This window comes from Verrucomicrobium sp. BvORR106, from assembly GCF_000739655.1.
Taxonomy (GTDB): domain Bacteria; phylum Verrucomicrobiota; class Verrucomicrobiia; order Verrucomicrobiales; family Verrucomicrobiaceae; genus Verrucomicrobium.
Map to the genome: position 1 here is coordinate 24,961 of NZ_BATR01000059.1, position 15,135 is coordinate 40,095.

15 protein-coding genes are annotated in these 15,135 nt (G+C 62.4%); 11 read left to right on the forward strand and 4 right to left on the reverse strand.

What is annotated here, in order from left to right:
- Positions 1–51: 51 nt before the first annotated feature.
- The 4 genes from BV106_RS09385 to BV106_RS09400 form a co-directional block, all read right to left on the reverse strand.
- Entirely contained in the window at positions 52–1,530 is a 1,479-nt protein-coding gene (locus tag BV106_RS09385) for a sulfatase (protein ID WP_038163782.1), read from the reverse strand.
- Between the two features lie 16 nt (positions 1,531–1,546).
- Positions 1,547–3,373: an arylsulfatase gene (locus BV106_RS09390; RefSeq protein ID WP_038163785.1), complete on the reverse strand. Its 1,827-nt coding sequence runs from the start codon at positions 3,371–3,373 to the stop codon at positions 1,547–1,549.
- 90 nt (positions 3,374–3,463) lie between these two features.
- Positions 3,464–4,231, reverse strand: coding sequence for a ComF family protein (locus tag BV106_RS35325; RefSeq protein WP_051945510.1), 768 nt, complete (start codon positions 4,229–4,231; stop codon positions 3,464–3,466).
- Positions 4,232–4,266: 35 nt separating this feature from the next.
- On the reverse strand, positions 4,267–5,667 hold the full coding sequence (locus BV106_RS09400) for a DUF2851 family protein (RefSeq protein ID WP_038163787.1): 1,401 nt from the start codon (positions 5,665–5,667) through the stop codon (positions 4,267–4,269).
- A gap of 137 nt (positions 5,668–5,804) precedes the next feature.
- Between BV106_RS09400 and BV106_RS09405 the strand changes: the two genes are divergently transcribed.
- The 11 genes from BV106_RS09405 to BV106_RS35330 all read left to right on the forward strand — a co-directional run bounded on the left by BV106_RS09405 (position 5,805) and on the right by BV106_RS35330 (position 15,127).
- Positions 5,805–6,536 carry an ABC transporter ATP-binding protein gene (locus tag BV106_RS09405; protein ID WP_038163789.1) on the forward strand — a complete coding sequence of 244 codons (732 nt, stop codon included), beginning with the start codon at positions 5,805–5,807 and terminating at the stop codon, positions 6,534–6,536.
- 7 nt (positions 6,537–6,543) lie between these two features.
- Complete coding sequence (locus BV106_RS09410; protein WP_038163791.1) at positions 6,544–9,153, forward strand: ABC transporter permease; 2,610 nt, start codon at positions 6,544–6,546, stop codon at positions 9,151–9,153.
- Positions 9,154–9,187: 34 nt separating this feature from the next.
- On the forward strand, positions 9,188–10,321 hold the full coding sequence (locus BV106_RS09415) for a lipocalin-like domain-containing protein (RefSeq protein WP_038163793.1): 1,134 nt from the start codon (positions 9,188–9,190) through the stop codon (positions 10,319–10,321).
- A 294-nt stretch (positions 10,322–10,615) separates the two neighbouring features.
- Positions 10,616–11,614 (forward strand): DUF3500 domain-containing protein, encoded by a 999-nt coding sequence (locus BV106_RS09420; RefSeq protein WP_038163795.1) that lies wholly within the window; start codon positions 10,616–10,618, stop codon positions 11,612–11,614.
- 36 nt (positions 11,615–11,650) lie between these two features.
- A complete protein-coding gene (locus tag BV106_RS09425) occupies positions 11,651–12,142 on the forward strand; it encodes a hypothetical protein (RefSeq protein ID WP_265595487.1) in 492 nt (163 codons plus the stop codon).
- A 109-nt stretch (positions 12,143–12,251) separates the two neighbouring features.
- Complete coding sequence (locus BV106_RS09430; RefSeq protein ID WP_038163800.1) at positions 12,252–12,566, forward strand: hypothetical protein; 315 nt, start codon at positions 12,252–12,254, stop codon at positions 12,564–12,566.
- Between the two features lie 51 nt (positions 12,567–12,617).
- On the forward strand, positions 12,618–13,046 hold the full coding sequence (locus BV106_RS09435) for a hypothetical protein (RefSeq protein ID WP_265595488.1): 429 nt from the start codon (positions 12,618–12,620) through the stop codon (positions 13,044–13,046).
- A 116-nt stretch (positions 13,047–13,162) separates the two neighbouring features.
- Positions 13,163–13,816 carry a CmcI family methyltransferase gene (locus tag BV106_RS09440; protein ID WP_038163803.1) on the forward strand — a complete coding sequence of 218 codons (654 nt, stop codon included), beginning with the start codon at positions 13,163–13,165 and terminating at the stop codon, positions 13,814–13,816.
- Positions 13,816–14,238 (forward strand): DUF3995 domain-containing protein, encoded by a 423-nt coding sequence (locus tag BV106_RS09445; protein WP_038163804.1) that lies wholly within the window; start codon positions 13,816–13,818, stop codon positions 14,236–14,238. Before BV106_RS09440 ends, BV106_RS09445 begins: the two co-directional genes overlap by 1 nt.
- A 24-nt stretch (positions 14,239–14,262) precedes the next feature.
- Entirely contained in the window at positions 14,263–14,655 is a 393-nt protein-coding gene (locus BV106_RS09450; protein ID WP_038163807.1) for a hypothetical protein, read from the forward strand.
- 85 nt (positions 14,656–14,740) lie between these two features.
- A complete protein-coding gene (locus tag BV106_RS35330) occupies positions 14,741–15,127 on the forward strand; it encodes a cupin domain-containing protein (RefSeq protein WP_051945514.1) in 387 nt (128 codons plus the stop codon).
- The last annotated feature ends 8 nt before the right edge of the window (positions 15,128–15,135 follow it).

The following is a 15,135-nucleotide window of genomic DNA, read 5'->3' on the forward strand; positions in this document are numbered from 1 at the left end:
TGAAGTTTGAAGTTTTAGCTCTGTGTCTCTGTGGTTAGATGAATTTATTCGCTATCTCTTCGGCTTTGCAGCCAGCCAGCCTTGTTCTGCCTGGGCGGAGAGTTGTTTCACCAGCTCCGCTTTGGACGGGTCGGTGGCGAGGTTGAGGTTTTCCTGGGGATCGTTCTGGTGGTCGTACAGTTCCACGGCCACGACCTTGGCGGCGTCGGCGCGGTCCACCCAGCGGGTGAGGCGATACTTCTCGGTGCGCATGCTGTAGCCCATGACGGCCACGCCTGCTTCTTTGGCACCACGGGGATACTGGCTGAAGGCGGCGGACTTCCCGGCGCGGGTGGGCTCATTGAGCACTGGCACGAAGCTGGTGCCTTCCAGGTGGGCGGGCAGCGGCAGGCCGCAGAGTTCAGCCAGGCTGGGGTAGATGTCCACGAACTCCACCAGGGCGGCGCTCTTCTGGCCTGCGGACTTCAGGCCGGGGACGGAGACGAGCAGCGGCGCATTGGTGTCGTTCTCCACCGTGCTGTGTTTGCACCAGGAACCGTGCTCGCCCAGCTTCCAGCCGTGGTCACCCCAGAGGACAATGATGGTGTTGTTTCTCAATCCCAGGCGGTCTAGCTCGTCCAGCAGCCTGCCGACCTGGGCATCCATGTAGCTGATGGCGGCATAGTAGCCGTGCTTGAGCTGGCGGGCCAGGGCGTCAGGGATGGGGCCCTGCTGCGGGATCCCGGCGTAGTTGCGCAGTTCGCCAAAGTTGGTCACGGCAAAGGGCGGGGCATCCTTGGCGGGTTGGGGATTGGGCGCCAGCTCGATCTGGGCCGGATCATAGAGATCCCAGTACTTCTTGGGCGCGACAAAGGGAAGGTGCGGACGGATGAAACCCACGCCCAGCCAGAAGGGCTGATTCTTGGCCGAGGCTTCGCGCAGAGCGGTCACGGCCATGTCGGCCAGGGCCCCATCGTGGAAGGCATTGTCCGGGCTATCGGAGCTTTCAAAGGCGGGGCCGCGTCGGGCGGCATTGGGCTTTTTGCCCGCGGCTTTGGCTTGGGCGGTCAGCTTCTTGCCCAGTTCCTGGTTTTCCGGCAGTCCGTACACGCCATGCGGCAGTTTGGGCTTGGTCCACGGCACGCTCCATGAGCCTGGATCGTCCAGCTCTCCATGGTAGAGCTTACCCATGCCTTGGACGAAGTAGCCTTCATTTTTGAAGTGCTGGGGCAGAGTCACCACATCGGGCAGCGATTTGCGGAAGTGGCGCTGCAGGTCGTAGACTTGTGTCGTGTCCGGCCGGGCTCCGGTGAGGAGGCTGGATCGCGAGGGGGAGCAGACGGCCTGTTGGCAATAGGCGTGCTGGAAGGTCACCCCACTGGCCGCCAGGCGGTCGAGGTTGGGCGACTTCACGATCTTGCTCCCGTACGCCCCGAACTCGGGCCGCAGGTCATCCACCGCAATGAACAGAACGTTGGGCCGTGCCTTGTCGGCGGCGTGGGTGGAGGAAATAAAGACAAACAGGGCCACAAAGGGCGCGAGGACTTTCATGATCAGGAAGCTTGATTCAGGGGTTCTTTTTGAGAGTCAGATTGATCTGCCGCACGTCCATGACGGACTTGCCCGGGATCTCCAGGGCACGGAGGGTGAGCGGGGCGCGCCCTTTCTCCAGATGCAGCGTGCCCAGGGCCAGCGGGCGGAATTCCTTCATGCGGGACTCGGCAGCAGGGCGGGGAATGGTATCCTGGTTCGTGTAGAGCGGCGGATCCCAGGCAGTGGCGATCTTGCCAGTCAGCCGGCTCTGCTGGTGCGTGAGCTCGACGGTGGCCCCGGTATCTCCTTCAGGGCAGGTGTAGAGGATCTCCACCTCATACTCGCCGGTGGTGTGCACCTCCACGTCCCAGGTCATCTTGTCTTCCAGCGTGGTCCAGTTGACGAAGTAGGAGCAGTTGGGCGCATTGGCGCTGCGTTTGACCCCGCCGAGGGGCGTGCCGTCACGGGCAGGGAGGGGAGTTCGTGGAAACTCTGCATAACCCACCGGGTAGGGACGCGGGTCCATGACGGCTCCCTTGGCCTGGCCCTTTTTCTTGGGGCCGCCAACCGCTGGTGCAGCGGCAGAGCCCAGCACGTCGGAGCGCCATTGTTGCACGGCCTGGCGCAGTTCCTCCGCCACGGTGGGCTGGGTGGTGGCCACGTCGGTCTGCTGTCCAGGGTCGGCCAGCATGTCGTACAGGCCTCCCTGCGCATCCAGCCGGTACTGCTGGCTGCGCACGCTTACATTGCCGTTCTGGTGGTTGAAGATCAGGCGGGGTGACCATTTGGGGGATTCGCCTTTGAGCAGCGGGCTCAGGTCCTGGCCATCCAGAGCGCGATCGCCCTGGCGTGGTGAATTCGTCAGAGCAGAAAGAGTGGGCAGCAGGTCGATGGCGCCGGCGATCTCCTTCACCACGCGCCCCTTGGGCAGCGTGCCCGGCCAGCGCAGGTAGCAGGCGCTGCGCACGCCACCTTCATCCGTGCCGCCCTTTTTGCCCTTCATGCCGCCATTCCAGCGGACGGTGTTGGGCCCGTTGTCACTGAAATAGACCACCAGGGTGTTTTCCTCGATCCCCAGTTTCTTGATCTGGGCCAGCACGCGGCCCACGTTCCAGTCCAGGTTCTCCATCATGGCCAGGACACAGCGGGTTTCATCCAGATCCTCCTTCGCGGTGTTGGTGGCCGTGAGGGCCAGCGGCTTGTCCTTGAACCGCTGCCAGTACTCCTGTGGGACCGCCCAGGGGGAGTGGGGCGTGTTGTAGGGGATGTAGCAGAAGAAGGGGGCGTCCTTGTGCTGCTCAATGAACTGGAGGGCGTGGTCGGTGAGATCGTCAGCGATGAACCCCTTGCCGCGCACGGGCTGGCCGTTGTGGTCCAGGGGCGGGTTGAAGTACTCTCCCCAGTGACCGGAGGTGAAGCCGTAGTATTCATCGAACCCGCGGGCATTGGGGTGATAGGGCCATTGACTGCCATTGTGCCACTTGCCAAAGGCCCCTGTGGCATAGCCAGCAGCCTTCAGTGTGTCTGCCAGTGTCTTCTCGCCCAGGTCCATGCGCTCCTGCCCCGTGGAGACTCCGCGTACGCCGGTGCGGGGGTGATAGCGCCCCGTGAGGAACTCCGCCCGGGTGGGGGCGCAGACGGCGCAGACGTAGAAGCGGTCCAGACTCACGCCTTCGCGGGCCAGCGAGTCGAGATGGGGCGTCTGGAGGTTGGTGTTGCCACTGGAGCTGAGATCGCCCCAGCCCTGGTCATCGGTGAGGATGACCACGACGTTCGGCCGCGGGGCTGCCGGGGCCTGGATGGCGAAGGTGACCACCTGAAGGGTGGCGATGAGAAGGGCGAGCAAACGATGCGGGCGCATGGTCAGGAGGGAAGGGCGCGTGAGCCCTTGGGAACGACGTGACTCGCCGCTTCTTCCGCAAACTTGCCGTGAACTCTTGCCGCCCGTTGCTCAACCGCGAGCCACCGTCAGCACCCAGACCCGGGCCGCGCCCGCTTCTTGCAGGAGCACCTTGGCGCACTCGCTGGCGGTGGAGCCGGTGGTCAGTACGTCATCGATCAGCAGGATGGTCTTGCCCTTGAGGCGGTCCCGTCTCACCAGGGAGGGCTTCACCCGGAAGGCGCGTTTCAAGTTGGCCAGACGCTCCCTCCGGGAGAGGGAGGCTTGGGCCGTGGTGGCCCGCACGCGCTGCATGGCGTCCAGGGACGGGATGGCGTGCAGTTGAGTCAGCCGGGTGCAGAGCTCCCAGGACTGGTTGTACTCGCGCTCACGGCGTCGCGCATGATGCAGGGGAATGGGCACAAGCAGCCAGGACTCCCGGTCAGTGGTGGCCAGCCGGGCATCCTGTAACACCCGTGACAGCAGACAGGTCAGGAGTCCGCGGAGGTGCAGTTGGCGTTGATACTTGAACCGGTGGATCAGCTCCCGCACGGCCTCATCCGCACGATAGCCTGCGATGGCGAACTCAAAATGCAGATTGAGATCCCGGCAGTTGCCGCACTGGAACGCGTCCTGAATGGCACCTGCATACGACTCGCCGCATTTGGAGCAGAAGGGGGCGTTCAGTTCGGGCAGGTTCTTCAAACAGCCGTCGCAGAGCCAGCGGGCGGCCTCGGTGCGTCCGGCATCGATCTGGACCTCGCACACCTCGCAACGACGGGTGTAGAGCAGGTCCAGAAAGGCCGTCCACAGTCGGGGCAGAAGGGCAGGGCTCGACATCGCGTTCGAGGAAAGGAGGAGTGGGACTATGGAAACTACTGCCACTGCTTGAGCCGCTCGGGGAACGGGCAGTCTTCACAGCTGGAGTCGTCCTCCAGGCAGTAGTCCTCATAGATCTGCAACAGGCCCTGCTGCTGGAAGAGGCGCTTTTGGAAGAGGTCGGCCGTGGTCTCTGAACCGAAGAGGCGCAGGGCCGCGCGACGGACCTTCTGGTTGTCCAGCACGGCGGGCAGTTCCTTGTAGTCCGTCCAGAGTCGTTCATCCTCCGGTACCAGCAGGGGGTAGGCGATATTGGCGAGGATTTCCTGGGCCCGGGAGGCACCGATGAGGGCGAGGGCCTTGGCTGCCGGGGCAGCGAGCAGGGTGTAGTGCTGGCTCCAGTAGTCGTGCTTGAGATCCAGCAGGATCTTCACGAAGCGCTTGCGGTCCCAAGCTGACACCTCCCGCAGCGGGGCAAAGACTTGCTTCCAGTTTTCCAGCACGGCACTGAGCGCGCCGAGACGACGCTGGGGATGGTTGCCCGGGCGGGCGCCCGCGATCTGCCAGACGGGCTGGTTGGGCGGGAGCAGCCATTCTGCATACGCCTCGCGTTGTTTCCACCAGGTGGACCAGAGCTGGCGCAGATAGGTGCGGGTCTCCGGCTCTGTGTCCTCATAGCGGACGGATTCGAGGAAACTCGAGACGCCGAAAAGCAGGGACTCGCGCTCGGTCGCATCCCGCTTGAGCAGGGTGCGCAGGGGCAGTCTTTGCGCCAGGATGGTGAAGGGGCGCTGGTTGTTTCGGTAGCCCAGCGCGGCGGCCAGGCTCTGGTACACGGCCTGCTCCCGACCATGCAGCCGGACCAGGGCATGCAGTCGTTCCGACTTCCGCTGCAGCCGGTACTGGGCGGCGGCTTCCAGCAGGCTGCCCACCGCTGCCTCCGGCATGTGTCGCAGCGGAGTGGAGCAGCGCCCCAGGCGGGCCTCGGCCAGGAGCTGGGGCCGGGCGCTGCTCTTCAACATATCGGGTGTCAAACACACCTGGAGCACCTCGCGGTGACCGGCGGTGCGGGTGAAGACGCGTGCCTCCGGTTGGTGGAGGAAGAGGTGCAGCACCACCTGCTCGTAGTTCGGGTTGGCCCCGTGGCCATGGCGCTCCCAGTCGCGGGCGTCCGGGTCCAGTTCGATCTCGCCTTTCAGCGTCTTGCCGTCCAGTTGGAGGGCACACCCGGTGAAGTCCGGACCCGCGGCATGGTTCCAGACGCCGAAGTCGCGGATCACCAGCCTCTGGCCGTCCACGGTGGTGAACTCGGTGCCAAACTCCCCGGCATACCAGAGGCTCTGGAGGTCCAGCTCCGGCATGGCCTGGCTCCAGTGCTTCAGCGCAGGGCGTTCCGCCACGGAATCACCGAGGACGGTATGAAAAAACTCACGGTAGCGGTCAGCGGGGGTGGGCATGGTTTTTCGAGAGAGGCGGCAATCTGTCGCGGGGCCACCGGGGGACGCAACTGTGGCTTGAGGATTTGTGCATTTGGCGGAGGGGTGGGAGCCGTATCGGACTGAGGGATTACATCCGCCCCGGCACCTTCTCCACCATGCCTTCGCCCCCGCTGCTTGAAGCCCGCTCACTCTCCAAGAACTACGAGGCCCGGCAGGTGCTGCGGGAGGTCTCACTGACGGTCCGGGCTGGGGAACGGGTGGCGCTGACCGGCCCCTCAGGCAGCGGCAAGACCACGCTGCTGAACTGTCTGGGCGGAGTGGACCGGCCCGACTCCGGCACGCTGCTCTTTGACGGGCAGATGGTGACGGACCTCAACGGCAAGGCGCTGGCCGAGCTGCGCCGGAGGTCGATCGGGACGATCTTTCAGTTCTTCCACCTGCTGCCCACGCTGACGGCGGCGGAGAATGTGGAGTTTCCCCTGCAACTGCTGGGAGTGAAGCATGAGGCGAGGCAGCAGCGGGTGCGCGAGTTGCTGGAGCGCGTGGGCATCACCCACCGGGCACAGGCGCTGCCCTCCCAGCTTTCGGGCGGCGAGATGCAGCGCGTGGCCATCGCCCGGGCAGTGGCCCACCAGCCCCGGCTGCTGCTGGCAGATGAGCCCACGGGAAATCTGGACTCCCGCAGCGGGGGCAATATCCTCGAACTCCTCCAGGAGGTCTCAGCCGAGCAGGGCGTGGCCTTGGTGCTGGTGACGCACAGTGAAGAAGCCGCCGCCATCTGCACACGACGCATTCATTTGAAGGATGGGCGGATCGTGGGGACGCAGGACACGCCCGCTGTCACACCGGGTACGACATCACCTGAACCGGCCGCTCCGCCGCGCTGACGCTCGCATGGATGGCCTGATCCTTCTTCTCCAGCGCTTCACCTTCCGTCACTGGCGGCAGGCACCGCGCACCACCCTGCTGCTGGGGCTGACGCTGGCGCTGGGGGTGGCGGTGTTTCTCAGCATCCGCATGGCCAACCGGGCGGCGCTGTCTGGCTTCTCCAACTTCACCGAACTGATCACGGCAGAGAGTGATTTCATCGTCCAGGCCACGGCCGGGTCGCTGCCGGAGAAAGCGCTGCTGGACATCCGCGAGGCGATCGAGCCCTATGCGGCGGTCTGCGTGCCGATCATCGAGACGACGGCCTCACCTCCTCGCAAAGAAGGGGAGCCTAGTGGCCTGAGTCAGAGGGAAACCTTCACGCTCTACGGGCTGGACCTGGTGTCCCTGCAAAATGTGAGCACGGCCAAGGGGCAGTCGGAGACCGTGGCAGAAGGTGGGCTGGGGAACTTGTCGGTCTTGGGCAAGAGCCATGCTGTCTTCATCAGCTCCCGGCTCGCGGAGCATCGGGGATTGAAGGTCGGGGCCTCGCTGGAACTGGTGATGCAGGACCAGCGGGTGGTGCTGGAGGTAGGCGGGATCATGCCGGACCGGGACAAGTCCGTGCGAGTGCCGGAGACGTTCCTCCTCATGGATCTGCCGGCGTTGCAGCGGCTCCTGGGTAGAAGTGGTCAACTGGACCGGGTGGAGGTGATTCTGGAGAAGGGGAAGCTGGGGCAGCAGGCACGGGCGGAGGTGCAGCGGGTTTTGGAAACTCAGGGCGAGGCGAGGTGGCGGGTGTCCACCCCGGCGCAACGGCGGGAATCGGCCTCGGTGATGACTCAGGCCTTCCGGTGGAATCTGGGCATCCTCTCCATGCTGGCGCTGGTGGTGGGGCTGTACCTCGTGTTTCAGGCGCTGGATGGGGCGGTGGTGCGCCGCAGGGAGGAGATCGGGGTGTTGCGGTCTCTGGGTGTAGAACCTCGAACCCTGCAACACGCCTGGCTGCTGGAGTCGCTCCTTCTCGGAGTGGCTGGCGGGATCCTGGGTGGCTTGATGGGTTGGGTGGGGGCGCTCGCGGCGGTGAAGCTGGTGGGGCAGACGGTGAATGTGCTGTACCACACCACTCACACGCAGGGGGTGTCTTTCACGCTGGAGGACCTGTGGATGGCGCTCACGCTGGGCATGGGGGCCAGTCTCGTCGCCGGCTGGTGGCCGGCCCGGCAGGCCGCCCGGACGCCGCCTGCGCAGTTGCTGACCCGCCATCTGCCGCAGCCGGTGGGTGGAGGGCGCTGGCGCAAGATCTGGCCCGGGCTCATCTGGGTGGCGCTGGCAGCCGTCCTGGCGACACTGCCGCCACTGCGGCTGGAGGGTGGGGGACGGTTTGCCCTGGCGGGGTACGGTGCGGCGATCTGCCTGGTGGTGGGGGGCGGCTTGCTGGCAGGCGGCGTGTTGCAGCTCATGGGTCGTTTCCTGCAACCGCTGGCCCGGTGGTCGGCCGCGGTGCGCCTGGCGGCCAGTCATTTGCGCCGGGCATCCTCCCGGCACCGTCTCGCCGTGGCGGCGTTGCTCTGTGCCGTGGCCATGACTTCTGGCATGGCGATCCTGGTGGGCAGCTTCGACCGCACCATGCGGGGCTGGATCAATCGCACGTTCCAGGCGGACCTCTATGTCGCCAGTGACGGGGCGCAGAGTGCCTCTTCTCAGAACCGCATTCTGCCGGCCACGTGGCGATCTCTGCGCGATCAGCCGGAGGTCGAGGATCTCAACGTCATCTGCTTCCAGCCCTTGCAACTGCCCGAGGGGGAGACCCTGCTGGCGGCGGGTGACCTGGGGTTCATGCGTCGTCACTCGGACATGGCCTGGATGCAGAAGCCGGAATCAGAGGAGATCTACGACAAGGATCGCAATGCGGGCCTGTGTCTGGTGAGTGAGGCCTTCAGCGAACGCTTCCGCAAACGGCGAGGGGACGAGGTGCTGCTGCCCGTTCCAGATGGGGTGAGGAAACTGCGCATCGCGGGCGTGTACTCGGACTATGGCAACGAGCGCGGCACGGTGATCGTGGACCGGGTGCACTATGCGGTCTGGTTCAGCGATGAATCCGCCTCCCGGCTTGCGGTGCAGCTGAAGCAGGGGGCGGCGCCGGAGAGTGTCCGGGCGGCTTGGTTGCAGCGTCATCCCGGCCTTTCCATTTTTACGAACGGCCACCTGCGCAATGAAGTGATGCGCATCTTCAAGCAGACCTTTGCCATCACTTATGCCCTCGAACTCATTGGCGTGGTCGTAGCCGTGGTGGGGTTGGGCATGTCCCTGGCTAGCGTGCTGCTGGAGCGTCGGGCGGAGCTGACCACGCTGCGTGCTCTGGGCATGTCACGGGAGGCCATGGCGCGCGCCACCATGCTGGAGGGTGTCTTCCTTGCCCTGGCAGGCACCGTGTGCGGCCTGGTGGTGAGTGTGGCCCTGGGTTGGGTGCTGGTGTTTGTCATCAACAAGCAAACCTTTGGCTGGACCCTGCAGTTCACCCTGCCGTGGATGGCGATGACGGTGCTGTTGCTGCTGGTGGTGGGCAGTGCGGCACTGGTATCCTGGGCGACGGGCAGGTGGGGGGCGGACTTGCCGGCGGACAGGGAGGAGTGAGTTCTAAAAACCAAAATTCAAACTTCAAATGGGGATGAGAACGATGCTGGTGTTTGGGGCAGTCTGGCTTCTGGCGGGTGCGCTAGGAGCTCAGGAGCCGCTGTTGAAAACAGCGGAGGGCTTCGCTCTGCCCCAGCCGGGGAGGAAGTTTGAGTTTCCGCGGGATCATGGCAGCCATCCGGAGTTCAAGATCGAGTGGTGGTATGTCACCGGGCATCTGTATGCTGCGGGTGGTCGGCGATTTGGTTTCCAGGCCACGTTCTTCCGGCAGGCTCAGGCTCAGTCCAAGGCAGGAGAGGAATCCACGCTGTATCAACACGGGCAGATGCATCTGGCGCACATGGCGCTGCTGGATGCTGGCAGCGGGATGTTTCTGCATCAGGAGCGTCTCAATCGCGCCGGATGGGATGCGGAGGCAGATGAGACCACGCTGGCGGTGCGCAATGGCAACTGGTCATTGAAGATGATCCGCCCGGCGGAGCAAGCCATGCAACTGCGGGGCACGGTGGCGGGCGAGGCGAAGTTTGACCTCGAACTCATTCCCGCCAAGCCGCTGGTGTTTTTTGGCAAAGATGGCGTCTCCCGCAAGGCAGACGGACCCACGGCCGCGAGCCACTACCTGACCTTCACGCGCTTAAAGACCCGCGGTCAGCTCCAGTGGGGGGATGAGAAGCTGGAAGTCACGGGCGAGGCGTGGATGGATCACGAGATCAGCAGCAGTCAGCTGGATCCCGAACAATCCGGCTGGGACTGGGCCGCCATCCAGCTCAAGGACGGCCGGGAGATCATGGTGTATCGCATGCGCCGCAAGGATGGGGCACTGGACCGACACTCCACCCTGGCGTGGATCGATGCGGCCGGGAAGGTGCAACATCACGGCGTGGACCAGTTTGTCTGGAAGGAGCTCAGCCACTGGCGCAGTCCGGTGACGAAGGCCAACTATCCCATTCGGGCCGAGATCCAGACTGTGGATCCCTCCACCGGCAAGCCCCTGCACCTGAAACTAGAACCCCTGGCGGAGGCCCAGGAACAGACCGGAGCTATGGGCGGCACCGCCTACTGGGAAGGCGCCTGCCGCGTAGTCGATGCGGCGTCAGGCGAGGAACTGGGGGCCGCGTTTTTGGAGTTGGCGGGTTACACGGGAGATCTGGCAGGGCAATTTCGGTAGGGGGTAAGGGGTGGGGGGCAGTTCTGGTTTAACCACAGAGGCACAGAGAACACAGAGGAATGAAACTGAGGTTTAGACAGAATTAACAAAATTTACGGAATTAGGGTTTAGTCGTCGGCTTGAACCTCATTCTGTTAATCCCGTTAATTCTGTCTAAAAAATCATTCCTCTGTGTTCTCTGTGCCTCTGTGGTTTGTTGAATCTTACTTCTGCCTTGCCGCAATCTCACGTTTTTGAGAGGCTGGTTCTCCTGTCACCGTATCTCCCGGTGAAAGTCTTTGCCCGCTGCCTGCCATGAACACGCCTTCTTCCTTGTTGGAGCATCCTTCCCGTCGTCAGTTCATCCTCCAGGGCCTGGCGGCTACTGGGGCGGCTTTGGTGGGAGGTCCGGCGGTGGCTGCGCCTTCGGCTACGGCTTCGCAACCCGTTTCGGAGTCGCTGGTGACCACGCTTTACGGCACGCTCGATGAGGCACAACGGAAGGCGTTGTGTTTTGATTTTGACCACGCGCTGCGGTCCAAGGTGGACAACAACTGGCACATCACTCCCAAGCCGATCCGGGACGTGCTCAACAAGGACCAGCAGGCGATGGTGCGGGAGATCTTCGACAAGCTGCACAGCGACGAATACAAGGCCAAGGTCTGGGAGCAGTTTGACCAGGACAACAAGGGGGACGGTGGCTTTGGCAGTGCCAGCATCGCCCTCTTCGGCGAGCCGGGGAAAGGCAAGTTCGAGTTCGTGCTGACGGGGCGTCACTGCACGCGCCGTTGCGATGGTAACAGCCTGGCGGGCACGGCCTTCGGCGGGCCCATCTTCTACGGTCATGCTGCCAAGGGCTTCAATGAAAAGCCGGACCATCCCGGCAACGTGTACTGGTACCAGGCCAAGCGGGCCAATGAGGTGTTCGCCGCCTTGGATGGCAAGCAGCGGGAAATGGCGCTGCGTCCGGAAGGTCGCGGGGAGGCGGGCAACGCCACCGTGAAACTGACCGGGCGCAAGACCGGCATCGAAGGCATTCCCATGACGGAGCTCAGCTCTGATCAGAAGGACCTAGTGCGCAAGGTTCTGGCGGATCTGCTCCTGCCCTTCCGCAAGGAGGATGCCACTGAGGCACTCGGCTACATCGAGAAGGCGGGTTTTGACCACCTGCACATGGCCTTCTACAAGAATCAAGATGTGGGCAACGACGGCGTCTGGGATGTGTGGCAGCTCGAAGGACCGTCCATGATCTGGTACTTCCGTGGCGATCCCCATGTGCATTGCTGGGCGCACATCAAGGATGGCGTGGCGTGAGGAATCTTCTACTGCGCATCGTTCCTGCATTGAACGATGCGCAATGCGCAGTCACGTCAGGAAAATCATCCAGTTGCTATTGCTTTGTCTTCAGAACATTTGACCGGGATTTTTGTGCTGATGTGCGTCGCACTCAGCGTTGGATGTGCCGGGACCGTTGGCCAGCCACCAGATCAATTTGCCTACGATATGGAGGTGCCCATTGGTCCTCAGTTTGAGCGTATCGATTTAGCCGACGGAATTGATGCCAGTGAAGCTGATCTGTTGGCAAGCCTCTATTTTCAAAGACACGTCGGGTCCTGCGGGGCGAACTTCCCCGCCATCAAAAAGGGAAATCGATGGCATGCCGGAACTCTCGCGGGTCCAGCGGGGCATCCGCAGGCAGAAATCACGGTGCATGCCAAAACGGGCGTTGTCCGGATGAAAGGTGAGCCTGTTTCGAAGCCTCCATGGGATGATCTCCGTGAGTGGGTCAGGATCGTTGAACGAATGGAACAGAGAAACGGCCTCCCCCGGAATAAGCTTTAAACAATGGTGCTGAAGGTTGACATTTTTCCATGAGTTGGCAAAGCATGCTCTGGATTGCTCCCCGTCATCGCCGGGGGCGTCAGGTCAAAACTCCAACGGAATCGTCACCATGATAGAGCTTCTCGTCATCCTCGTGCTGTGGGGAAAAATGGGAGAAAGGATGAAGGCGAGGGGATTTGCCAAGCCGATTTGGTTCCAGGTGCTGGTGCCGGCCAGCTGGCTCGGAGGAGCCTTTTTCAGCGCCATCGTCCGCGAGGTCATCCGGCTCTCCTTGGGCGCGGAAGAGCCGACTGGCACTTTTGAGGCGTACTTGTGGGCATTCGGAGGAGCCGTGCTGGCGACGGGCTTGCTGTTTTTGATCACCTCGTTCATTTCCCGCAAGCCGGAGGTCCTCCCTCCGCCGTTGCCCGAACAAGGGGCGTGACGTTTCTGCCGTTGCATGAATACAAGATCTGCCTGGAGAATGGGTATGCTTATGCGTCGCCTGAGATGGTTATGGCAGGCCGTTGCTTTGGTGGCGGTTTGTTTTCTGACAGCCTGCAAGCTGCCACAGCATGGACCCAGATGTGCCTTCTCAGACGCTGAAACCACGGTGCCCGCAGGGGTGTGTCTGCTCGCGGCAGAGCACTACGTTGCGCACAAAGAGTGGCCTCAGTCGCAGGCCCAACTTGAGGCGCAAAGTGCCAGGCTGCTGAAGGAAGAGGAAAACAACACCGACCTCGCTCCTGAAGAGAAGGAAGCCTGGGAGGGATTCTTCAAACAGATCACTCGACTCACCTTCCACAAGCAAGGCGACTCCCTCAAGCTGCGCGTCGAGTTCCTGATCGATGGGAAAAAGTTCCGCCGCACCGCCGTGTTGAAGCCTGGACCCGATGTGGATGCGATTTTGGAATCCTCGGCGTAGGCAGGGGCTGGTCTGCGATCTTCTTTCGACGATGGTGATACGTCGATTGACCGGGATGCTGTCCCTGTCATTATCCTGTTTCTTGAACGAGAACGATTGAACAGGATTATCTGCCTATGAGTGACGGATTTCTCCACAAGTACTTTCTCAACAATGCCACCAAGCGGTTGCACAAGTGGGTGCACTACTTTGACATCTATGAGCGGCACTTTGCCCGTTTTCGCGGCAAGTCGCCGGTGATCATCGAGATCGGCGTCTTTGGCGGCGGGTCACTGGCCATGTGGAAGGAGTACTTTGGTCCTGGGTGCAAGATTGTCGGGATCGACATCAATCCAGAATGCAAAGAGCATGAAGGCGAGGGGATCGAAGTGTTCATCGGCAGCCAGGATGATCCCGCAGTCATCGAATCCATCTTCGCCAAGTATCCTCACGTGGACATCGTGCTGGATGATGGCAGCCATATGATGCAGCACATGATCCGTTCCTTTGAGCTGATGTATGACCGGGTCAACCCCAACGGGGTGTACATGGTGGAGGACACGCACACCTGTTACTGGAAAGAATATGAGGGCGGACTGGGGCGTGAGGGCAGTTTCATGGAGTTCGTGAAACACAAGCTGGATGAAATCAACGCCGTGCATAGCAAAGGGGCATTGCCTGTGTCGGAGTTCACACGCTCCACGGATTGCATCGCATGCTACGACAGCGTTGTGGTCTTTGAGCGCCGTCGTCAGAGCCAGCGCCAGGCACCGATCACCACACCCATGTGATGACGGTACTGGCGTTCATCGTGGCAGGGTCATTGTTGGTCATTACCGGGTTGCATGTCTACTGGGCATTGGGCGGCAGGTGGGGAGGAGAGGCTGCGTTGCCCAGGAAGGCGGATGGGACTTTGCTCTTCAAGCCGGGCGTTGCAGGTTGCTTCGTCGTCGCTCTGGGCCTCGCTGCGACCGCGGGTGTTTGTGCGGTCAGGTTCACCCTGCGCCTTCCGCCCGTGGGCCTCTCAGTCGCCACCTGGACATTCTGGGTGATGACGGCGGTGTTTGCCTTGCGGGTCTTGGGGGACTTTCAGTATGTGGGATTGTTTCGCAAAGTGAGAACCACGGACTTTGCCGCGATGGATGCCAAGGTGTACACGCCGCTGTGTGCTGGGTATGCACTCGCCTTCGCGACTCTGGCCATGGCAGCGTAGTTCGTCCTTTCAAAGAACACTTTTATGAATCCGCAGCATCCCTTTCCCGGCACGCCCCATCTAGGCCCTGTTCCTGGCGTTCTTTTCTGGTTCAAGGCCTACTGCGTATTGATGTGCTTCATCTATCTGGCGGTGGCTCTCGGGTCGTTGTTCTTTTTTCTATTTCCCGCTGAGAAACTGGAGATGGGGCAAACGGAGGCGTGGATCATCGGAGGGGTATTTCTCGGGATGGGGGTGCCCTTGTTTGCGATGTTCCTGGTGCCTTTCTTTGCACCCTTCCGCCCTTGGGCCTGGGGCTATGCCATGGCGCTGATCTGTATTGGGATGCTGAGTCCGTGCTTCTGGCCGATCTGCATCCCCCTGATGATCTATTGGTTGAAGCCAGAGGTGAAGGGGCTGTTTGGGCTGCGGGTATGACCCTGCCTGAGGGGATGTCAACGGAGTGACGGCCGTCGCCTTCGCGGGGCAAGAACCGCTTCCACACGAGCGTCTTCCCTACTTGATGAACGCTGAATCGTCCACCCCCACCGGCCCCTTGCTGATCCGACATGAAGGGCATACCGCGCGTGAGCGCAGCACTTGTGGTTGGCGGGACCGGCTCATCAGTCATGAGGACATCCCGCTTTCACCGGCCGCCTGGGCGCACGCGGTGGATATCGACGGGGCACGGCTTCATTATCACAAGCGGTCCACGGAGCTCTACTATGTGCTGGAAGGCAGCGGGCATGTCGTGCTGGATGGCGTGGAGGAAGCGGTGAGCAAAGGTTCCCTCGTGCACATTCCGCCAGGGGTGGTGCACGGGGCCCGCGGCAAGATGCGGGTGCTGGTGGTGGGCATCCCGGACATTGCCGAGGACGACTACTTTGAAGTCGCTGGTTCTCTGGCGTAGCCGCCCGC

Bases quoted from the DNA above. Each gene is read 5' to 3' on its own strand.
- BV106_RS09385 (WP_038163782.1), bottom strand. From the start codon at position 1,530: ATGAAAGTCCTCGCGCCCTTTGTGGCCCTGTTTGTCTTTATTTCCTCC.
- BV106_RS09390 (WP_038163785.1), bottom strand. From the start codon at position 3,373: ATGCGCCCGCATCGTTTGCTCGCCCTTCTCATCGCCACCCTTCAGGTG.
- BV106_RS35325 (WP_051945510.1), bottom strand. From the start codon at position 4,231: ATGTCGAGCCCTGCCCTTCTGCCCCGACTGTGGACGGCCTTTCTGGAC.
- BV106_RS09400 (WP_038163787.1), bottom strand. From the start codon at position 5,667: ATGCCCACCCCCGCTGACCGCTACCGTGAGTTTTTTCATACCGTCCTC.
- BV106_RS09405 (WP_038163789.1), top strand. From the start codon at position 5,805: ATGCCTTCGCCCCCGCTGCTTGAAGCCCGCTCACTCTCCAAGAACTAC.
- BV106_RS09410 (WP_038163791.1), top strand. From the start codon at position 6,544: ATGGATGGCCTGATCCTTCTTCTCCAGCGCTTCACCTTCCGTCACTGG.
- BV106_RS09415 (WP_038163793.1), top strand. From the start codon at position 9,188: ATGAGAACGATGCTGGTGTTTGGGGCAGTCTGGCTTCTGGCGGGTGCG.
- BV106_RS09420 (WP_038163795.1), top strand. From the start codon at position 10,616: ATGAACACGCCTTCTTCCTTGTTGGAGCATCCTTCCCGTCGTCAGTTC.
- BV106_RS09425 (WP_265595487.1), top strand. From the start codon at position 11,651: ATGCGCAATGCGCAGTCACGTCAGGAAAATCATCCAGTTGCTATTGCT.
- BV106_RS09430 (WP_038163800.1), top strand. From the start codon at position 12,252: ATGATAGAGCTTCTCGTCATCCTCGTGCTGTGGGGAAAAATGGGAGAA.
- BV106_RS09435 (WP_265595488.1), top strand. From the start codon at position 12,618: ATGCGTCGCCTGAGATGGTTATGGCAGGCCGTTGCTTTGGTGGCGGTT.
- BV106_RS09440 (WP_038163803.1), top strand. From the start codon at position 13,163: ATGAGTGACGGATTTCTCCACAAGTACTTTCTCAACAATGCCACCAAG.
- BV106_RS09445 (WP_038163804.1), top strand. From the start codon at position 13,816: ATGACGGTACTGGCGTTCATCGTGGCAGGGTCATTGTTGGTCATTACC.
- BV106_RS09450 (WP_038163807.1), top strand. From the start codon at position 14,263: ATGAATCCGCAGCATCCCTTTCCCGGCACGCCCCATCTAGGCCCTGTT.
- BV106_RS35330 (WP_051945514.1), top strand. From the start codon at position 14,741: ATGAACGCTGAATCGTCCACCCCCACCGGCCCCTTGCTGATCCGACAT.